Below are 16,795 nucleotides of genomic sequence, written 5' to 3' on the forward strand. Positions count from 1 at the left end.
TGCCGGGAATCGAACCCGGGTCCTCCGCCGCCTCGCGAGGGCTTCTCCGTGTGCAGTTCGCTATGTCTCTACTCGGATCTCCCGTTCTCGCGAACAAGACGAGATGACGATCCCAGTCGCTGTTTGTTGTCCCGCACGTCTCCGCGACCGAGCCGTACGGTAGAGCTCTCTAGTCGATGCCAGGATCCGGGTCGAGAGCAAACCCGGGCTGACAGAGACGCGCTCGCTTAGGCAGCGAGGGCGTACTCGCGCTGAGTGGACTCGGCGCTTAATTGGTTACAGCGACGCTTACGGTGGTCTCTTGCCTGCACCGACACGCTTCCCCTTGCTCAACGTACGCAGTCGAAACCGTTCAGCCCCGTACGCGCCTGCGACCTTCGCAGGACTACCTACTGTAACGACCCGAAGGCCCGATGTCATTCCCATTTTCGAAAACGATTCGTTGCCGGGTCATGAGCCTACTCACACCGCCGCTCACCGGCAACGGAACCGGGTCGGGGTGACCCGAGTCCGGCGTCGCCGGGTGTCACCCGTAGCGCTCCGTCCGGTGACGCGCTTTCCACGATGCCGGGTCCAGCGCCTCCAGGATTCGTGTTCTTCCCACCCCACCCCGGATCAGCCGGGCAGGCTGACGAGTGCGACGGCCAGTCCGGCTGCGAGCAGGCCGAGCAGTTTCACCCGGCTCACGCGCTCTCCGAGCACGATGACGGCGAGTAGCACCGTCACCGCCGGATACAGCGCCGCGATCACGCTCACCAGCGACAGCAGGCCGTGCTGGTAGGCGAACAGCAGTGCACCGTTCGCGATCACGTCGATCACGCCGATCCCGATCAGGATCGGCAGGAGCGACCGGATCGGCCACACCACGGTGCGCCACGAGAAGGCGATCACCAGCCAGACCACGAGGGTGGCGGTCGCGCGGGAGGCGGCGAGCGGCCACAGGCCGGTGCCGGTGCCGACCTGACCGAGGCCGATGAACGACAACGCGAAGGCGATGCCCGATCCGACCGTCCACCACGCGATCCTCGACGTGAAGCGCGGGTGTCCGACACCGGTGACGGTCTCGTCGGATTCGCGGCTGACCAGCCCCACCGCGATCACCGCGACGACGATGCCGAGATAGGCGAGAAGACCGGGCCGGTCCCCCGTCGCGATCCCGAACAGCACGGGGATTCCGGCCACGACGACAGCGGTGACCGGTGAGACGACCGACATCGGCCCGTTCGCCAGTGCGAGGTAGAACCACCAGACGGCGATGCCGCCGGCCACGCCCGCTGCGGCACCCCACGCGAGGGACGCCGCGGTGAGGTCGCCGCCGACGATCGACGCGGCGATCAGGGACACGACGAGCGAAGCCGGGTAGGTGACGGCGACGACGCCGAGTGCGCTCGCGCGACGGGAGGCGGCACCCCCGGCGAAATCGCTGAGGCCGTACCCGACCGCCGCGAGGAGCGCGAGCGCGACCGCGATCAGCGGCTCATGCCCTTCACTCGCCGGCCGAGCTCGCGGGTCACCTCACGTTCGGCGGTCCGGCGGGCGAGATCCTGACGCTTGTCGTAGTCCTGCTTGCCCTTGGCGAGCGCGAGCTCGACCTTGACCTTGCCGTCGGAGAAGTACATCGACAGCGGCACGAGGGTCTGGTTGCCCTCCCGGGTCTTGCCGACGAGCGCGTCGATCTCGCGACGGTGCAGCAGCAGCTTGCGGGTGCGGCGCGGAGCGTGGTTGGTCCACGTGCCGTGCCCGTATTCCGGAATGTGCAGACCCCGCAACCACACCTCGCCGTCGTCGACGGTCGCGAATGCGTCCACCAGGGAGGCCTTTCCCTCCCGCAGGCTCTTGACCTCGGTACCGACGAGGGCGATGCCCGCCTCGTAGGTGTCGAGGATGGTGTAGTTGTGGCGCGCCTTCCGGTTGGTCGCGATGACCTTCCGGCCCTTTTCCTTCACGTGCAGGCCTTTCCGGTCCACGATCGATCGAACAGAACACCGTCCAGCATAGGAACCTCGCACGACACCTTATTCACGCACGTACAGACGCAAGGTCACATACGAGGTGAGAGCGGCCATTCCCACGCCCACGAGGACCAGGAACGGCGAGACCAGAAGGATGTCGCTGTCGGTGATGCGGGCGACGATGTTCGCGTCGTAGACCTCGGTGAGCATGTCGTCGACGAACATGCTCTTGGCGACGAAGAGTCCGCCGATGGCGAGTGCGGCACCCACGATCGCGGCGATCACCGCTTCGAGGAGGAAGGGCAGCTGCGTGTACCAGCGAGTCGCGCCGACCAGCCGCATGATGCCGACCTCGGTGCGGCGGGTGAAGGCCGCGATCTGCACCATGTTCGCGATCAGAAGCACGGCCGCGATCGCCTGGATCGTGGCGATTGCGAACGCGCCGTTGCGGATGCCGCCGAGCACGCCGAACAGACGCTCGACGAGATCCTGCTGGTTGAGCACGCTGTCGACTCCGGGCCGGGTACCGAAATCGTCCTGGATCGCCGCGAATCGATCCGGATCGGACATCTTGATCTTGAAGGAGGCAGGGAAGCTGTCGGCACTCACGAGTTCGGCGAGTTCGGGCTGATCGGCGAAGACACGATCGGTGGCGTCGAGGACGGCGTCGTCGCGGCTCAGGTACTGGACCGACACCACGTCGTCGGTGCTCTCGAGGTCGCTGCGCAGGGTGGAGCAGAGATCCTGCTTGCACTCCGGATCGAGCGAGGAGATGTCCTCGGTCAGGAACACCTGCACCTCGACCCGGTCGAGGAAGATCCGTTCCGTTTTGCCCGCCATCTGGACCACGAGCAGCCCTGCACCGAACAGCGCGAGGGAGATCGCCGTGGTGAGGATCATCGCGATGGTCATGGTGAGGTTGCGGCGCAGGCCGGTGGTGACCTCGCTGAACAGGAAGCTGGCACGCATCGGGTGGGATTCCTTCGGTTGCCTGGTGGGGATGCTCGGGTGACGGGATCTAGCGGCCGACGCCGTAGACGCCGCGTGCCTCGTCGCGCACGACGCGTCCGAGATCGAGTTCGACGACCCGTCGCCGCATCGAGTCGACGATGTGGTGGTCGTGGGTCGCCATGAGCACCGTCGTGCCCGTGCGGTTGATGCGTTCGAGCAGCAGCATGATGTCCTGGCTGGTCTCGGGGTCGAGGTTGCCGGTCGGTTCGTCGGCCATCAGCACGAGCGGCCGGTTGACGAACGCACGCGCGATCGCGACACGCTGCTGTTCGCCGCCGGACAGTTCGGCGGGCAACCGGTCGGCTTTGCCGGACAGTCCCACCAGGTCGAGAACCTCCGGCACCGTCCGTTCGATCACTCCGCGCGGCTTACCGATCACCTCGAGAGCGAACGAGATGTTCTCGGCGACCGTCTTGCGCTGGAGCAACCGGAAGTCCTGGAAGACGCATCCGAGATTCTGGCGCAGCTTCGGTACGCGACGCGCCGGCAGCCGGTTGACGTGGAAATCGGCCACGTGGATGTCGCCGGTGGTGGGCTTCTCCTCTCGCAGGAGCAACCGGAGGAAGGTCGACTTCCCGGATCCGGAGGGACCGATGAGAAAGACGAACTCGCCCTTCTCGACGTGCACCGAGACCCCTTCGAGCGCGGGACGCGTGGACGTCTTGTAGGACTTGGACACATTCTCCAGCCGGATCACGTGGACATGCTAACCGTTACCGGACGGTGACCTACGGCACCGGCTCGTCGGTGCTCTACGACGACGGAGCGTCGGTGTCCTCGGTCACCGTCGGATCCTGCTGGTCGTTCAGTCCGGGGATCGTGGGCAGGTCGAACGGGAACTGCCTGTTCGTCGTGGTGGGGGGCGCTGTCGTCGTGGCATCCTGCGGCGGCGTCCCGCCCTGTTCCCTGCCCGGCACGCCGGTCGCCGTCGTCGGCGGATAGGGCGTGTCGGTGGTCTCCGGCACGGACTTCTCCTGCGGGGCGGTGGTCGCCGGCGGCACGTACGGCACGTAGGGCGTCTCGGAGATGATCACGGCGGTCGACGGCGCATCGGGGGTGTCCTCGGGCGGGTTGAGGAACAGGTAGGTCACCCACAGCGCAAGCCACAGGGTGCACAACGCGAAGGTCGTGGTCCTGATCCGCCCACCGAGGAGGTGCGACGGGATGCGCCTGCGGTGCTTCTCCTCCGGCTCGGTGGCCGCGCCCCCACCCGACGTCCCTCCACCCGGTGTCACTGTGCCTCCACTCGATCGACCACGCTGGCGGTGTCGAGCTGGGGCGTGACGGTGATGCCCCGTTCACGCAGTGCTCGCGCGATCCGCGCACGCAGCAGACGGCCCACCTGGAACTGCTTGCCGGGCAGCGTGCGCGCGACCATGCGGACGCTGAGCTGATCCACCTCGAGGCTCTCGACACCCATCACACTCGGTTCGTCGAGCAACAGCTCCCGCAGGCGGGGTTCCTTGTATGCGGCGACACCCAGTTCGCGCAGCATCTCGGTGACGTCGGCGATGTCGGCGGTCACCGGGATCGGCACGTCCACCACGGCGCGCGCCCAGTCCTTCGACAGGTTGACGGCCTTGTTGATCTGCCCGTTGGGGACGGTGATGACCTCACCCGCCGTGCTACGCACCCGGGTGACGCGCAACGTGACGTCCTCGACGGTGCCGATCGCGTCCTCGGACGCACCGGTCACGGAGATCTGCACGGTGTCGCCGAAGCCGTACTGCCGTTCGGTGATGATGAAGAACCCCGCGAGGATGTCCTGCACGATGCGCTGGGCACCGAAGCCGAGCGCCGCGCCGAGCACGGTCGCCGGCGCGACCAGGCTGCCGATGGGCAGCTGCAGATAGTCGAACACCTTCAGGGTCGCAACGATGTACACGAACGAGATCGCCATCCACGTGACCACCTGGGCGACCGAATGGCGATGCTTCGTCGCCTCGGACCGCACGAGGTCGTCGGACTGCGTGTAGCGCTCGTCGATGCGGCGCGTGATGCGGCTGCCGATCCAGGAGACGAACCGGGCGATCAGAACCGCACCCAGAATCGTGAGTGCGATCAGCAGCCCGCTCGTCGACAACCAGTCGAGCAGTCTAGCTCCGGGAAGAAACGGCACAGGCCCCTCTCCTGTTTCCGATCACGATTTCTGCTCTTCTCGCATACGCCAGCGGATGCCCGATTCGAGGAATCCGTCGATGTCGCCGTCGAGCACCGCCGAGGGGTTGTTGACCTCGTACTCGGTGCGCAGGTCCTTGACCATCTGGTAGGGATGCAGCACGTACGAGCGCATCTGGTTGCCCCACGAACTGCCGCCGTCGCCCTTGAGCGCATCCATCTCGGCGCGCTCCTCCTGGCGCTTGCGCTCGAGGAGCTTGGCCTGCAGGACACGCATGGCCGCGACCTTGTTCTGCAACTGCGACTTCTCGTTCTGACAGGTGACGACGATGCCGGTCGGGATATGCGTCAGGCGCACGGCGGAGTCGGTGGTGTTGACCGACTGGCCTCCCGGGCCGGACGAGCGGTAGACGTCGACGCGGACGTCGTTCTCGTCGATGTCGATGTGGTCGGTGGTCTCGACGACCGGCAGCACCTCGACCTCGGCGAAGGAGGTCTGGCGGCGGCCCTGGTTGTCGAAGGGGCTGATGCGGACGAGACGGTGCGTGCCCATCTCGACCGACAGGGTCCCGTAGGTGTAGGGCGCCTTGACGGCGAAGGTGGCGGACTTGATGCCGGCCTCTTCCGCGTAGGAGGTGTCGTAGACCTCGACGCCGTAGCCGTGCTTGTCGGCCCAGCGGATGTACATACGCATGAGCATCTCGGCCCAGTCGGCGGCGTCGACGCCACCGGCGCCCGCGCGGATGTTGACGAGCGCGTCGCGCTGGTCGTACTCGCCGGACAGCAGCGTGCGCACCTCCATCGCCTCGATGTCGGCGCGCAGGCTCTCGCGTTCGGCCTCGGCGTCGGCCAGGGCGGCGGTGCGGGCCTCGCCCTCCTCGCCCTCGGCGAGCTCGTACAGAACCGGGAGATCCTCGAGCCGCTGGCGCAGGCCCTCGACCCGGCGCAGCTCACCCTGTGCGTGCGACAGTTCGCTGGTGACCTTCTGGGCGTGGTCCTGGTCGTTCCACAGCTCGGGGTCGGCGGCCTGGTGTTCGAGTTCGTCGATGCGCCGTCGCAGCTCCTCGACGTCGAGGACCGACTCCACGGTGCGGAGGGTCGTGTCGAGCTCGGTCAGGGCTGCGGAAACATCGGGATGCACGATTCAACAGGTTACCGGAGCGACGAACCGGCCCGCCGTGGGCAGCGATCGACACGGCAGGGCCCCGGTCGGGTCGAGCACCGCGCCGACCCCGGAGTGGACGGCAAGCTGCTCGGCCCCGGACGACGGCGGCTAGCGTTTCCGTCATGACCACCGACTACACCGCCGACCTGGACCTCGCACTCCGACTCGCCGACGCGTCCGACGCCATCACCCGCGACCGCTTCGGTGCGCTGGACCTGAAGGTGGACGACAAGCCGGACCTGAGTCCGGTCTCCGACGCCGACCTCGCCGTCGAGCGCGCCATCCGCGAGATGCTCGGCGAGCAGCGACCGGACGACGCGGTGCTCGGCGAGGAGTTCGGTGGCGACGCGGTCTTCCGCGGGCGGCAGTGGGTCGTCGATCCGATCGACGGCACGAAGAACTTCGTGCGTGGCGTACCGGTCTGGGCGAGCCTGATCTCGCTCCTCGAGGACGGTGTGCCTGTCGTGGGCGTGGTCAGCGCCCCGGCACTGAACCGTCGGTGGTGGGCGGCCGTGGACGGCGGCGCCTGGGTGTCGCACGACGGTGCCGAGCCCCGGCGCATCTCGGTGTCGGAGGTGACCGACCTCGCGTCGGCGTCGCTGAGCTTCTCGAGCCTGAGCGGCTGGCACGAGCGTGGCATCCGTGATCGTTTCGTCGCCCTGACCGACGACGTGTGGCGGGTGCGCGCCTACGGCGACTTCTTCTCCTACTGCCTGCTCGCCGAGGGCGCCCTCGAGATCGCGCTCGAACCCGAGGTTTCGCTGTGGGATCTGGCCGCGCTCGACGTGCTGGTGCGCGAGGCAGGTGGACGGTTCACGAACCTCGAGGGTGCGGACGGTCCGCACGGCGGCAGTGCGGTCGCGACCAACGGCACGCTGCACGACGAGGTGCTCGGTCGACTGAAGTGAGTGGCCGGCCCCACGCACGGATGGTCACGCGTGGGGCCGGGTTCGTCAGCGGACCGGGAGATGCACAGCGGTCTCGAGGTCGGCTTCGTTCGTGACGCCCGGATCATCGAGATAGACGTTGAAGTGGTGGGTGGCCACGTCGTCGTCGACCCGGGCCGCGGACAGGCCGTGTTCGGTCAGGAATTCGGCGATCGCCTCGTGGGCCCGCGGGATCGATTCGGCGTACGGCCCGGTCACGGTGGCGACGACCGCCCGGCGTGAGGGGAACTCGTGGACCGTCAGCGGCTCGCGGGCCGTGGTTCCCGGCGCCACCGGCAGGAACACCGATTCGTCGACGTCCGACTCACGGAACTCGCCGTCGTGTTCGATGCATCCGCCGGGTCCGGTCGGGACGATGCCCTGCTCCTGCAGGGCGGGCATGAAGCGTTGCCACAGTTCACCTTCGGCCGAGTAGTCGGCGACGGTGCCGCGGAGGCAGACGTAGGTCTGCTGAGGAATCTCGCGCGGCATCGGCGGTCTGCTCGGGGAGGTATCGGCGGTAACCGCTGACCTCGTCGACCACGGCGGGGATCAGCACTCCCTGCGAGTCGTAGTGCCGCAGCATCCGCACGCTGATCCGGGTCAGGGACGAGAACTCTCCGATGGACATCAACCTGGTGGTGTCGGCCATGGCGCCGAGTCTGCGACCTCACACGGTGTGAGAGTCAACTCGTGCTCGCGACACAGCGGACGATGCTGGGCGACACGCGTCCACCGCGGAACTTACTGCGCGGTAGACAGTGACCTTACTCAGAAGTAAGATCGGGAGTGTCCGCTGCCGCATCGAGAGACTTCTGGTGATCATGAGCAAGCAAGACAGCGTGGGCCGCCACACGCCTCGCGACACGTCCGCCGTCGGCCTCAATCCGATCAAACGCGACGCCATGGGTGCTGCCATGCGCGCGCTCACCCGGATCACGGGTTCCGAACTGGCCGACCGGTACAAGATCCGCGAGACGATCGACCGGATCACGTACCAGTCCACGAAGACCGGCTTCAAGACCCTCGGCGCCGCCACGCGCACCTTCAAGAAAATGTCCGGCGGCGCGAGCGGCCCGCAGCGTCTCACCACCGCGAAGAACGCCGACTTCTTCGATCTCACCCCGACCGACGATCAGCAGATGATCACGGAGACGGTGCGTGAGTTCGCCGCCGAGATCCTGCGCCCCGCCGCGCACGACGCCGACGAGGCCGCCGCGGCCCCGGCCGATCTACTCGCGCGCGCAGCCGAACTCGGCATCACCATGGTCAACGTACCCGAGGCGTTCGACGGCGCCGCCGACGAGCGCGGCGTGGTCACCAACGTGCTGGTCGCCGAGGCCCTCGCGCACGGCGACATGGGCCTGGCCCTGCCGATCCTCGCGCCGAGCGGTGTGGCCGTGGCGCTCACACAGTGGGGCACCGAGGACCAACAGAAGACCTACCTGCCGGCCTTCGCCGGCGACGATGTCCCCCAGGCGTCGGTCGTCATCGCCGAGCCGCGCGCCCTGTTCGATCCCTTCGCGTTGCAGACCAAGGCGGTGCGCTCCCCCAGCGGCTACCGGCTCAACGGCGTGAAGTCGTTCGTCCCGGCGGCGGGCAGCGCCGAACTGTTCGTCGTGGCAGCCGAACTCGACGGTAAGCCGTCCCTCTTCCTCGTCGAGGCGAAGAGCAAGGGCGTCGTGATCGAGGCCGATCCGGGCATGGGCCTGCGCGCCGCCGGACTGGGCCGCCTCCTGCTCGAGGACGTCGCGGTGCCGGAATCGGCACGTCTCGGCGACGACGACGCCGACGTCCGCGCCGAGCAGTACGCCGACGCCGTGCGCCTGTCGCGCCTGGGCTGGGCAGCTCTGGCGATGGGCACCGGTCAGGCCGTGCTCGACTACGTGGTCCCCTACGTCAACGAGCGCGAGGCGTTCGGCGAGCCCATCAGCCACCGGCAGGCGGTGGCGTTCATGGTGGCCAACATCAAGATCGAGCTCGACGGTCTACGTCTGGTCACCCTGCGCGGTGCGTCGCGGGCCGAGCAGGGCCTGTCGTTCGCTCGCGAGGCGGCCCTGGCCCGCAAGCTCGCCACCGACAAGGGCATGCAGTTCGGCCTCGACGGCGTCCAGCTGCTCGGCGGCCACGGCTACACCAAGGAACACCCCGTCGAACGTTGGTACCGCGACCTGCGAGCAATCGGAGTCGCCGAGGGCGTCGTCCTCGTCTGATCGGCCCGACCCGAACAAGGAACCTGTGATGATCAATCTCGAACTTCCCCGGAAGCTCAAGGCTTCCGCGAACCAGGCCCATCAGGTCGCCGCGCAGATTTTCCGGCCGATCTCCCGCAAGTACGACCTCGCCGAGCACGAGTACCCCATCGAACTCGACACCATGGCCGCGATGGTCGAAGGGCTCAACGACTCCGGCCAGGGCGCGGCGGGTGCCGCGCTCGGCCGCGACAGCAAGGCCAAGCAGGACGGCCCCGCCGGAAATGCCAACGGCGGCAACATGGCCGGACTCCTCAATGTCATCGAGACGTGCTGGGGCGACGTCGGCCTGACCCTGTCGATCCCCTACCAGGGCCTGGGCAATTCCGCGATCGCCGCGGTGGCCACCGACGAGCAGCTCGAACGCTTCGGCAAGGTGTGGGCCTCCATGGCAATCACCGAGCCCGGTTTCGGATCCGATTCGGCGGCCGTGACGACCACGGCCGTGCTCGACGGCGACGAGTGGGTCCTCAACGGCGAGAAGATCTTCGTCACCGCCGGTGAGCGTTCCACGCACATCGTCGTGTGGGCGTCCGTCGACAGGTCGAAGGGCCGCGCCGCGATCAAGTCGTTCGTCGTGCCGCGCGAGGCTCCCGGACTCTCGGTCGCGCGTCTCGAGAAGAAGCTCGGCATCAAGGCATCCGACACCGCGGTGCTCGTGCTCGACAACTGCCGCATCCCGAAGGACAACATCCTCGGCTCCCCGGAGGTGAACACCGAGAAGGGGTTCGCCGGGGTCATGCAGACCTTCGACAACACGCGTCCGATCGTGGCCGGCATGGCCGTGGGTCTCGGTCGTGCGGTACTCGAGGAACTGCGCACGATCCTGAAGGAGGCGGGCGTCGAGGTCTCCTACGACATCCCCGCGAACAACCAGCATGCCGCGGCCGCCGAGTTCCTCGCGCTCGAGGCCGACTGGGAGGCCGCCTACCTGCTCGCGCTGCGCGCGACGTGGATGGCCGACAACAAGAAGCCCAACTCCCTCGAGGCGTCGGTGTCGAAGGCGAAGGCCGGCCGCACCGGCACCGCGGTCTCGCTCAAGGCCGTCGAACTCGCCGGAACCTACGGGTATTCGCAGCGGCCGCTGCTCGAGAAGTGGGCACGCGATTCCAAGATTCTCGACATCTTCGAGGGCACCCAGCAGATCCAGCAGCTCATCGTCGCTCGGCGGGTGCTCGGAAAGTCGTCCTCCGAACTGAAATAACGCTCGGGGCATGGGGTCCGTCCGCGGGCGCCGGAAGGATGGGACCGGTGTCTGCGCACGGTACCGGACGTGTCGGAGGATCCATCGGGGTAGAGCCCTCGCCGCAGGTGCGGCGAGGGCTCTACCCGTTCCAGGAAGATCATCCGTGGAAGATTGCCTGGAATGTGAGCTACGTCACGGCTACTGTGTGTGCTGACGCCGACACACAGCTAGGGGGACGGATGCTCGGTCAGGACATTCTCGGCAGGATCACGAGTGGGCGGATCACGCTCGACGACACGATCGGCCAGGTCAAGGACACCATCGGATCACTCGCGGTACTCCATCGCGCAGGTCTGCTGCACTTTCCGCGCGTGGACCACAGCATCGGGACGATCATGGCGGCCAACAAGTACGGCCCCTTCGCCGGCGCCGTGCACGCACAGGCCGAACGCGGTCTCGACGCCGTCGCCCTGATCGACGAGGCCGGCGATGTCACCTACAAGGAACTCGAGGCCCGCTCCAATGCCCTCGTGCGTGCGTGGCAACGCGCCGGGGTGGAGCCGGGATCGGTCATGGGCATCATGGCCCGGAATCACCGCGGTCTCGTGTTGACGATGCTCGCCACCGCCAAGCTCGGTGTGCGACTGGTGATGATGAACACCGGTTTCGCGCCGCGGCAACTCGTCGATGTCGCAGCGCGCGAACAGGTCTCGACGTTCGTCTTCGACAGCGAATTCGCCGAGGTCGCAGCCGCGCTCCCCGACGACGTGCGCCGGTACGTCTCCTGGGCGGACGACGAGGTCCCCGGCATCCCGACGCTGGAGCAGTCGATCGAAGGGCTGGACGGCTCGTCCCTGCCCGCGCCGGAGGTCTTCGGTGGATTCGTATTGCTCACCAGCGGCACCACCGGCACCCCGAAGGGCGCGCCGCGCGGCCGCACGTCACCGTTCGCGTCGGTCCAGTTCCTCGATCGGGTTCCGCTGCGCCCCGGGCAGACGATGCTCATGGCCGCCCCGGCCTTCCACGGCACCGGCGTCTCGCAGTTCGCGCTCGCCCTCGCACTGGGTCAGACCGTGGTGATGATGCGGCGCTTCTCCCCCGTCGACACCTTGGGCCTCGTCGAGCAGCACGGAGCGATCGTGCTGGTGGTGGTCCCGACGATGCTGCAGCGGATCCTCGACCTCGGACCGGAGAAGATCGCCGAGTACGACACCTCGAGCCTGAAGATCGTCTTCTCCGCGGGTTCGTCGCTCTCGCCCGACGTGTGTCGCCGGACGACGGAGGCGTTCGGACACGTGCTCTACAACCTGTACGGCTCCACCGAATGCGCCGTCGCGACGGTCGCGACCCCCGACGACATCCGGCAGGCCCCCGGCACGGCCGGTCGCCCTCCCGTGACGTGTCGGGTGGTGCTGTTCGACGACGACGGCAACCGCATCACCGAGCCGCACGTCCCCGGCCGCATCTTCGTCTCGAGCGGCCTGTCCTTCGCCGGCTACACCGACGGTCGCGACAAGGAACGCATCGACGGGTTGCTGTCGATCGGCGACATCGGGCACTGGGACGAGAACGGCCTGCTCTTCGTCAACGGTCGCGACGACGACATGATCGTCTCCGGCGGCGAGAACGTCTATCCGCTCGAGGTCGAGAACCTGCTCGCCGAGCGGGAGGACATACTCGACGCCGCCGTGGTGGGTGTCCCCGATCCCGAGTTCGGGCAGCGACTGCGAGCCTTCGTGGTTCCCTCCCCCGACTCCTCCCGCAACGCCGAGGACATCAAGGCGTTCGTGAAGTCGAATCTCGCCCGGTACAAGGTTCCGCGCGAGGTGGTTTTCCTCGACGAGCTGCCGCGCAACGCCACCGGGAAGCTGCTGCGCCGGGTGCTGGTGGAGATGGATCTGCCCGAGGATCCCGAGAAGGGGTACACCACCGCCCGGGGGTGACCCCCTCGAACGAACGAAGGCCGGTCGTCCGAGACGACCNAATGAACCTACACGAGCACGGAAACGGAATGCAAATCGCCTCGTCGGACGCGGATGAGCCTCGACGACAACCGAAATCGCAACCCCGAGGTGTCTCGGTTCACATTTCCACCATGACTATCGCCACATAACGACGGTGTAACGATCTTGCATCGACCCCCGTTATCACCTTCCTGAGCTGCGAAGACTCAATCGTCCCATCCCATCAGGTGGACAAACACCTCTCCCGGCGGGGGATGACGCGCCGCGGAGCGCTTTGTACTGTCGGTCCCGGCTCGAAACAGCCGAGCCACCACCGGCCCGTCGCCGCCAGTCTGCCCCGCGGGATCCGGTGCCTACGAAGACCCGAGGGGCAGGGACGCAACCGACGTGGTCCCCGATCCGGACGGAGACATTTCTCCGTCGAGCGAGATCGACGAGGGCCGTCGCGCTCCGCGAGCGCGGGAAGGACTCCACAGAATGACCAACTTCAGCACGCGTGCATTCCGCACTGCCGTCGTCACCGGTGCACTCGCCGCGGTTCCGTTCGCGCTCGCCACCGGCACCGCGTCCGCCGCCCAGCACAACTGGGACGGCGTCGCCCAGTGCGAGAGCGGTGGCAACTGGGCCATCAACACCGGCAACGGCTACTACGGCGGCCTGCAGTTCTCGCAGAGCACCTGGGAGGCCAACGGCGGCAGCGGCCGCGCGGACCAAGCCTCGAAGGCGGAGCAGATCCGTGTCGCCGAGAACGTCCTGCAGACACAGGGCCCCGGCGCGTGGCCCGTCTGCGGTCAGTACCTGACAACCGAATCCGCGCCGGCTCCCGCCGCACCCGAGGCGCCCGCACCGGCACCCGAGGCTCCGGCACCCGCGGCTCCGGCCGCCCCCGAGTTGCCGGCCGAGGTCACCCAGGCCGTCGACACCGCGAACCAGCTCGCCCAGCAGTACGGCTTCGGCGCCGAGTTCGCGCAGATCGTCGATATCACGCTGGCCGGTCGCTGACGCAGACCGTCTCTGCGAACACGACGAAGGCCCGCGGTGCGAACCGCGGGCCTTCGTCGTGTCGGTTTCCGTTACCGGATCAGCCGCCGGTGGATTCAGCCGCCAGTGGATTCGTAGGCATCGACGGCCTGCTGCACCCGCCGCAGCGCCCGTCCGTAGGCTTCGAAATCGCCGCTGGTCTGCGCGTTGGCCAGCTCCGCGAGTGCCGAATCGAGCTCCGCGACCGCGGCATCGCGATTCGCGGGAGTCGTCGGCGCCGGCGAGGTGGGCTGCTGTTGCTGCTGATCGGAAGGCTGGTTCTCGTCCGTGGTGCCCTCGATCACCTCGCCCCGCGTCTCGTCCTCCACCTCGGCGGTGGGCAGCGCCTCGCCACCGGGAGCGGTGGCCGCGTCGCCGACGCCGGGACCGAACACCTGGTCGAGCGCACCGGCGAGAGTCGGTGCGTAACCGATCCGGACGCCACCGCTGGCACCCGGCTCCCGGTAGCTGACGAGCACGCGCGACAGCTGCGGGAAGGTCGACGTGCTACCCGCCGTCGCGTTGCGCTCGGTGTACATCGGCTGGACGTACAGGATGCCGCCGTCCGCGATGGGCAGGGTGAGCAGGTTGCCGTATTGGATCCGGTTGGACCGTTCGAGCAGGGTCCGTTCCGAAGCCACTCGGGTGTCGGAGATCATCGCGTTCTGCGTCTGCTCCGGACCGAAGGTCTGCGTATCCGTCGGCAACTGCAGGATCGTGAACTTCCCGTAGTTCTCCGGGTCGGATTCGACCGAGATGTACGCCGACAGGAACTGCCGGTTGTAACCCACCATCGCCGAGGTCAGACGGAACCGGGGATCCGCCGTCTCGCGATCGCCCATGAGCAGGTAGTAGGGCGGCTGGTTCGCGCTGGTGTCGACCGTCGGGTCCGCCGGCACCGACCAGAACGCATTGTTCGTGAAGAACTCGCGCGGGTCGTCGACGTGGTACTTGGCGAGCATCTCGCGCTGCACCTTGAACAGATCCTCCGGGTACCGGAAGTGCGCCCGCAGCTCGTCGGAGATCTGGTCCTGCGGGGTCACCGCATCAGGGAAGACACCCATCCACGCCTTCAGGACCGGGTCCTCATCGTCGACCTGGTAGAGCGTCACTGTGCCGTCGTAGGCATCGACCGTCGCCTTCACCGAGTTGCGGATGTACGAGACCTCCTTGCGGGGCAGCAACCGGCCGGTGTTCTGGTCGATGCTGTCCTCGACGAGGCCCTCGAGCGACGCGCGCTGCGCGTACGGGTAGTAGTCGAGCGTGGTGTACGCGTCGACGACCCACTTGATGCGGCCGTCGATCGCGGCCGGGTAGGCGTCGCCGTCGGCCGTCAGCCACGGCGCGACCTTCGTCACGCGCTCACGCGGGTCGCGGTTGAACAGGATCTTCGAGTCGCTGCCGATGGCGCTCGAGAACAGGATGTTGCGTTCGCCGTACTTCGCGGCGAAGGCGAGCCGGTTGAACCAGTTGCCGATGTCGACGCCGCCCGAGCCGGTGTAGGTGTACTTTTCGGTGTCGGTGTCGTACTCGCGCGGACCGGACGAGTCGGCGCTGTTGCCGACGATCGCGTAGTCCGGATCGGCCTCGGCGATGACCTCGCCGTAGTAGATGCGGGGCTGCTCGACGGGGATGACCTGGTTCTCCGCGGCGAGCGACGCCAGGTCGCTGACGAAGTAGACGGGATAGCCGCTGTTGCTGTTGGCGGCCTCCTCCGCCGAGGCACTCGCGGCGGCGTTCACGCGGTTGGCGGGCGCCGCGACGAGACCGTTGCCGTGCGTGTACACGGTGTGGCGGTTGATCCAGTCGGTCTGGTTGCCGGTCAGGCTCGTCGGCGAGAGCTCACGCGCCGCGACGATGTAGTCCTCCATACGACCGTCGAGCTCGTACCGGTCGATGTCGAGCGACTCGGGGTAGCCGTAGAAGTTCTTCAGCTGCGTCTGCTGCGTGAACGTGCGGGGAAGCACGTTCGGGTCGAGCAGGCGTGCGTTCGCGATCGTGGTGATGTCGGCCGGGATGTTCTCGGGCGAGGTGGTGCCCACACCCGGGTAGTCCTCGTACGCCACCTTGTCGTCGGTGATGCCGTACGCCTCGCGGGTCGCGGCGATGTTGCGCTCGATGTACTCGCTCTCCTTGTCGGCAGCGTTCGGGCGCACCGAGAACTGCTCGACCATGAGCGGGTACACCGCGCCGACGAGGATCGACGAGAGCACGAGCAGCGCCGTCGCGAGCGCGGGGATCCGCAGGTCGCGCAGGAAGATCGCGGCGAAGAACGCGATCGCGCAGATGACGGCGATCGCGAGCAGGATGAGCTTGGCCGGCAACACCGCATTGATGTCGGTGAAGCCACCGCCGGTGAAGGTGGGTTCCTTGCGGCTGCTCCACAGCAGTTCGTACCGATCGAGCCAGTAGGCGAACGCCTTGAACGCGACGAACAGGCCGGCGAGGACCGCGAGCTGCACACGCGAGGCCGTCGACATGCTTCCCCCGCGACCGGCGAGGCGGATGCCGCCGAAGATGTAGTGGGTGACGAGGTTCGCGATGAACCCGAGCACGATCGCGACGAAGAACCAGTTGAGCAGGAAGCGGTAGAACGGCAGGTCGAAGGCGTAGAAGCCGACGTCGAGACCGAACTGCGGATCGGTGGTGCCGAAGTCGCCGCCGTTGAAGAACATCTGGACGGTGACCCAGCCGGCCTGGGCGACCAGACCGGAGAGCACACCGAGCACGACCGGGATACCGATCCCGAAGGCGCGCATGCGCGTCATCACGGTGGTGCGGTAGCGCGCCACCGGATCGTTGGGTCCGGTGGTCGGCACGAAGACCGGGCGCGACCGGTAGGCGAGCAGCATCGCCAGCCAGACGACACCGCCGATGAACAATCCGACCGCCAGGAACAGTGCGATCCGGGTCAGGAGAACCTTGACGTATACGTCCCGGAAGTCGACCTCGCCGAACCAGAGCCAGTTGGTGTAGGTGTCCACCAACCGTGGTCCGAGCAGGAGCAGCACTGCGGCCACCACTGCCAGGATCAGCAGAACTCTGCTCCGCTTCGACAATGTAGGTACTCCGGTCGGGGGCCTCATGCCCACGTGCCACGCTCCCAACTCGTCCGGCGGCGCGATCGCACCGCATCTGTACATCTCGCGCTCGACGAAAGCGTGCGAGCACGCCTCGTTCTCACGGAGTGACCGTTTCGCC

The 16,795-nt window shown here is 67.4% G+C and carries 15 protein-coding genes and 1 other RNA gene; 5 read left to right on the forward strand and 11 right to left on the reverse strand.

The genetic code is table 11. From position 1 onward, the window contains the following. From ssrA to prfB, 8 genes are all read right to left on the reverse strand, one after another. Positions 1 to 360: a transfer-messenger RNA gene (gene ssrA / locus QR64_RS25710) on the reverse strand; the annotation flags it as partial. Positions 361 to 615: 255 nt separating this feature from the next. Then, entirely contained in the window at positions 616 to 1,473 is an 858-nt protein-coding gene (locus QR64_RS07515) for a DMT family transporter (protein ID WP_051121498.1), read from the reverse strand. Then, positions 1,470 to 1,946 (reverse strand): SsrA-binding protein SmpB, encoded by a 477-nt coding sequence (gene smpB / locus QR64_RS07520; RefSeq protein WP_024101458.1) that lies wholly within the window; start codon positions 1,944 to 1,946, stop codon positions 1,470 to 1,472. The genes QR64_RS07515 and smpB overlap by 4 nt, the downstream gene beginning before the upstream one ends. Before the next feature lie 69 nt (positions 1,947 to 2,015). Beyond that, complete coding sequence (gene ftsX / locus QR64_RS07525) at positions 2,016 to 2,921, reverse strand: permease-like cell division protein FtsX (protein WP_039584778.1); 906 nt, start codon at positions 2,919 to 2,921, stop codon at positions 2,016 to 2,018. 49 nt (positions 2,922 to 2,970) lie between these two features. Continuing rightward, positions 2,971 to 3,660 carry a cell division ATP-binding protein FtsE gene (ftsE, locus tag QR64_RS07530; RefSeq protein ID WP_006550350.1) on the reverse strand — a complete coding sequence of 230 codons (690 nt, stop codon included), beginning with the start codon at positions 3,658 to 3,660 and terminating at the stop codon, positions 2,971 to 2,973. 55 nt (positions 3,661 to 3,715) lie between these two features. Next, positions 3,716 to 4,198 (reverse strand): hypothetical protein, encoded by a 483-nt coding sequence (locus QR64_RS07535; protein WP_052227239.1) that lies wholly within the window; start codon positions 4,196 to 4,198, stop codon positions 3,716 to 3,718. Then, the gene (locus QR64_RS07540) at positions 4,195 to 5,082 is read right to left on the reverse strand and encodes a mechanosensitive ion channel family protein (protein WP_006550346.1); all 888 of its coding nucleotides are present in this window, start codon (positions 5,080 to 5,082) and stop codon (positions 4,195 to 4,197) included. Before QR64_RS07540 ends, QR64_RS07535 begins: the two co-directional genes overlap by 4 nt. A gap of 21 nt (positions 5,083 to 5,103) precedes the next feature. Next, entirely contained in the window at positions 5,104 to 6,222 is a 1,119-nt protein-coding gene (prfB, locus tag QR64_RS07545; protein ID WP_006550345.1) for a peptide chain release factor 2, read from the reverse strand. A 146-nt stretch (positions 6,223 to 6,368) separates the two neighbouring features. Between prfB and hisN the strand changes: the two genes are divergently transcribed. Next, complete coding sequence (gene hisN, locus QR64_RS07550; RefSeq protein WP_039584779.1) at positions 6,369 to 7,154, forward strand: histidinol-phosphatase; 786 nt, start codon at positions 6,369 to 6,371, stop codon at positions 7,152 to 7,154. Between the two features lie 45 nt (positions 7,155 to 7,199). Here hisN and QR64_RS07555 read toward each other — a convergent pair whose 3' ends face one another. Continuing rightward, positions 7,200 to 7,664 (reverse strand): GyrI-like domain-containing protein, encoded by a 465-nt coding sequence (locus tag QR64_RS07555; RefSeq protein ID WP_052227240.1) that lies wholly within the window; start codon positions 7,662 to 7,664, stop codon positions 7,200 to 7,202. Then, positions 7,591 to 7,824: a MerR family DNA-binding transcriptional regulator gene (locus QR64_RS27660; protein ID WP_235367049.1), complete on the reverse strand. Its 234-nt coding sequence runs from the start codon at positions 7,822 to 7,824 to the stop codon at positions 7,591 to 7,593. The genes QR64_RS07555 and QR64_RS27660 overlap by 74 nt, the downstream gene beginning before the upstream one ends. Before the next feature lie 166 nt (positions 7,825 to 7,990). Here QR64_RS27660 and QR64_RS07560 point away from each other — a divergent pair, with 166 nt between their 5' ends. From QR64_RS07560 to QR64_RS07575, 4 genes are all read left to right on the forward strand, one after another. Next, positions 7,991 to 9,385 (forward strand): acyl-CoA dehydrogenase family protein, encoded by a 1,395-nt coding sequence (locus QR64_RS07560; RefSeq protein ID WP_039584780.1) that lies wholly within the window; start codon positions 7,991 to 7,993, stop codon positions 9,383 to 9,385. A gap of 28 nt (positions 9,386 to 9,413) precedes the next feature. After that, the gene (locus QR64_RS07565) at positions 9,414 to 10,628 is read left to right on the forward strand and encodes an acyl-CoA dehydrogenase family protein (protein WP_019288456.1); all 1,215 of its coding nucleotides are present in this window, start codon (positions 9,414 to 9,416) and stop codon (positions 10,626 to 10,628) included. Positions 10,629 to 10,849: 221 nt separating this feature from the next. Next, entirely contained in the window at positions 10,850 to 12,553 is a 1,704-nt protein-coding gene (locus QR64_RS07570; RefSeq protein ID WP_052040031.1) for an acyl-CoA synthetase, read from the forward strand. A gap of 498 nt (positions 12,554 to 13,051) precedes the next feature. After that, a complete protein-coding gene (locus QR64_RS07575; RefSeq protein WP_006550275.1) occupies positions 13,052 to 13,576 on the forward strand; it encodes a transglycosylase family protein in 525 nt (174 codons plus the stop codon). A 95-nt stretch (positions 13,577 to 13,671) separates the two neighbouring features. Here QR64_RS07575 and QR64_RS07580 read toward each other — a convergent pair whose 3' ends face one another. Next, a complete protein-coding gene (locus tag QR64_RS07580) occupies positions 13,672 to 16,686 on the reverse strand; it encodes a UPF0182 family protein (RefSeq protein WP_174556232.1) in 3,015 nt (1,004 codons plus the stop codon). Positions 16,687 to 16,795: the final 109 nt, after the last annotated feature.

It is taken from the genome of Rhodococcus sp. Chr-9 (genome assembly GCF_000801125.1).
Lineage (GTDB): Bacteria > Actinomycetota > Actinomycetes > Mycobacteriales > Mycobacteriaceae > Rhodococcus > Rhodococcus pyridinivorans.

Bases quoted from the DNA above. Each gene is read 5' to 3' on its own strand.
- QR64_RS07555 (WP_052227240.1), bottom strand. From the start codon at position 7,664: ATGCCGCGCGAGATTCCTCAGCAGACCTACGTCTGCCTCCGCGGCACC.
- QR64_RS27660 (WP_235367049.1), bottom strand. From the start codon at position 7,824: ATGGCCGACACCACCAGGTTGATGTCCATCGGAGAGTTCTCGTCCCTG.
- QR64_RS07570 (WP_052040031.1), top strand. From the start codon at position 10,850: ATGCTCGGTCAGGACATTCTCGGCAGGATCACGAGTGGGCGGATCACG.
- hisN (WP_039584779.1), top strand. From the start codon at position 6,369: ATGACCACCGACTACACCGCCGACCTGGACCTCGCACTCCGACTCGCC.
- ftsX (WP_039584778.1), bottom strand. From the start codon at position 2,921: ATGCGTGCCAGCTTCCTGTTCAGCGAGGTCACCACCGGCCTGCGCCGC.
- QR64_RS07565 (WP_019288456.1), top strand. From the start codon at position 9,414: ATGATCAATCTCGAACTTCCCCGGAAGCTCAAGGCTTCCGCGAACCAG.
- QR64_RS07575 (WP_006550275.1), top strand. From the start codon at position 13,052: ATGACCAACTTCAGCACGCGTGCATTCCGCACTGCCGTCGTCACCGGT.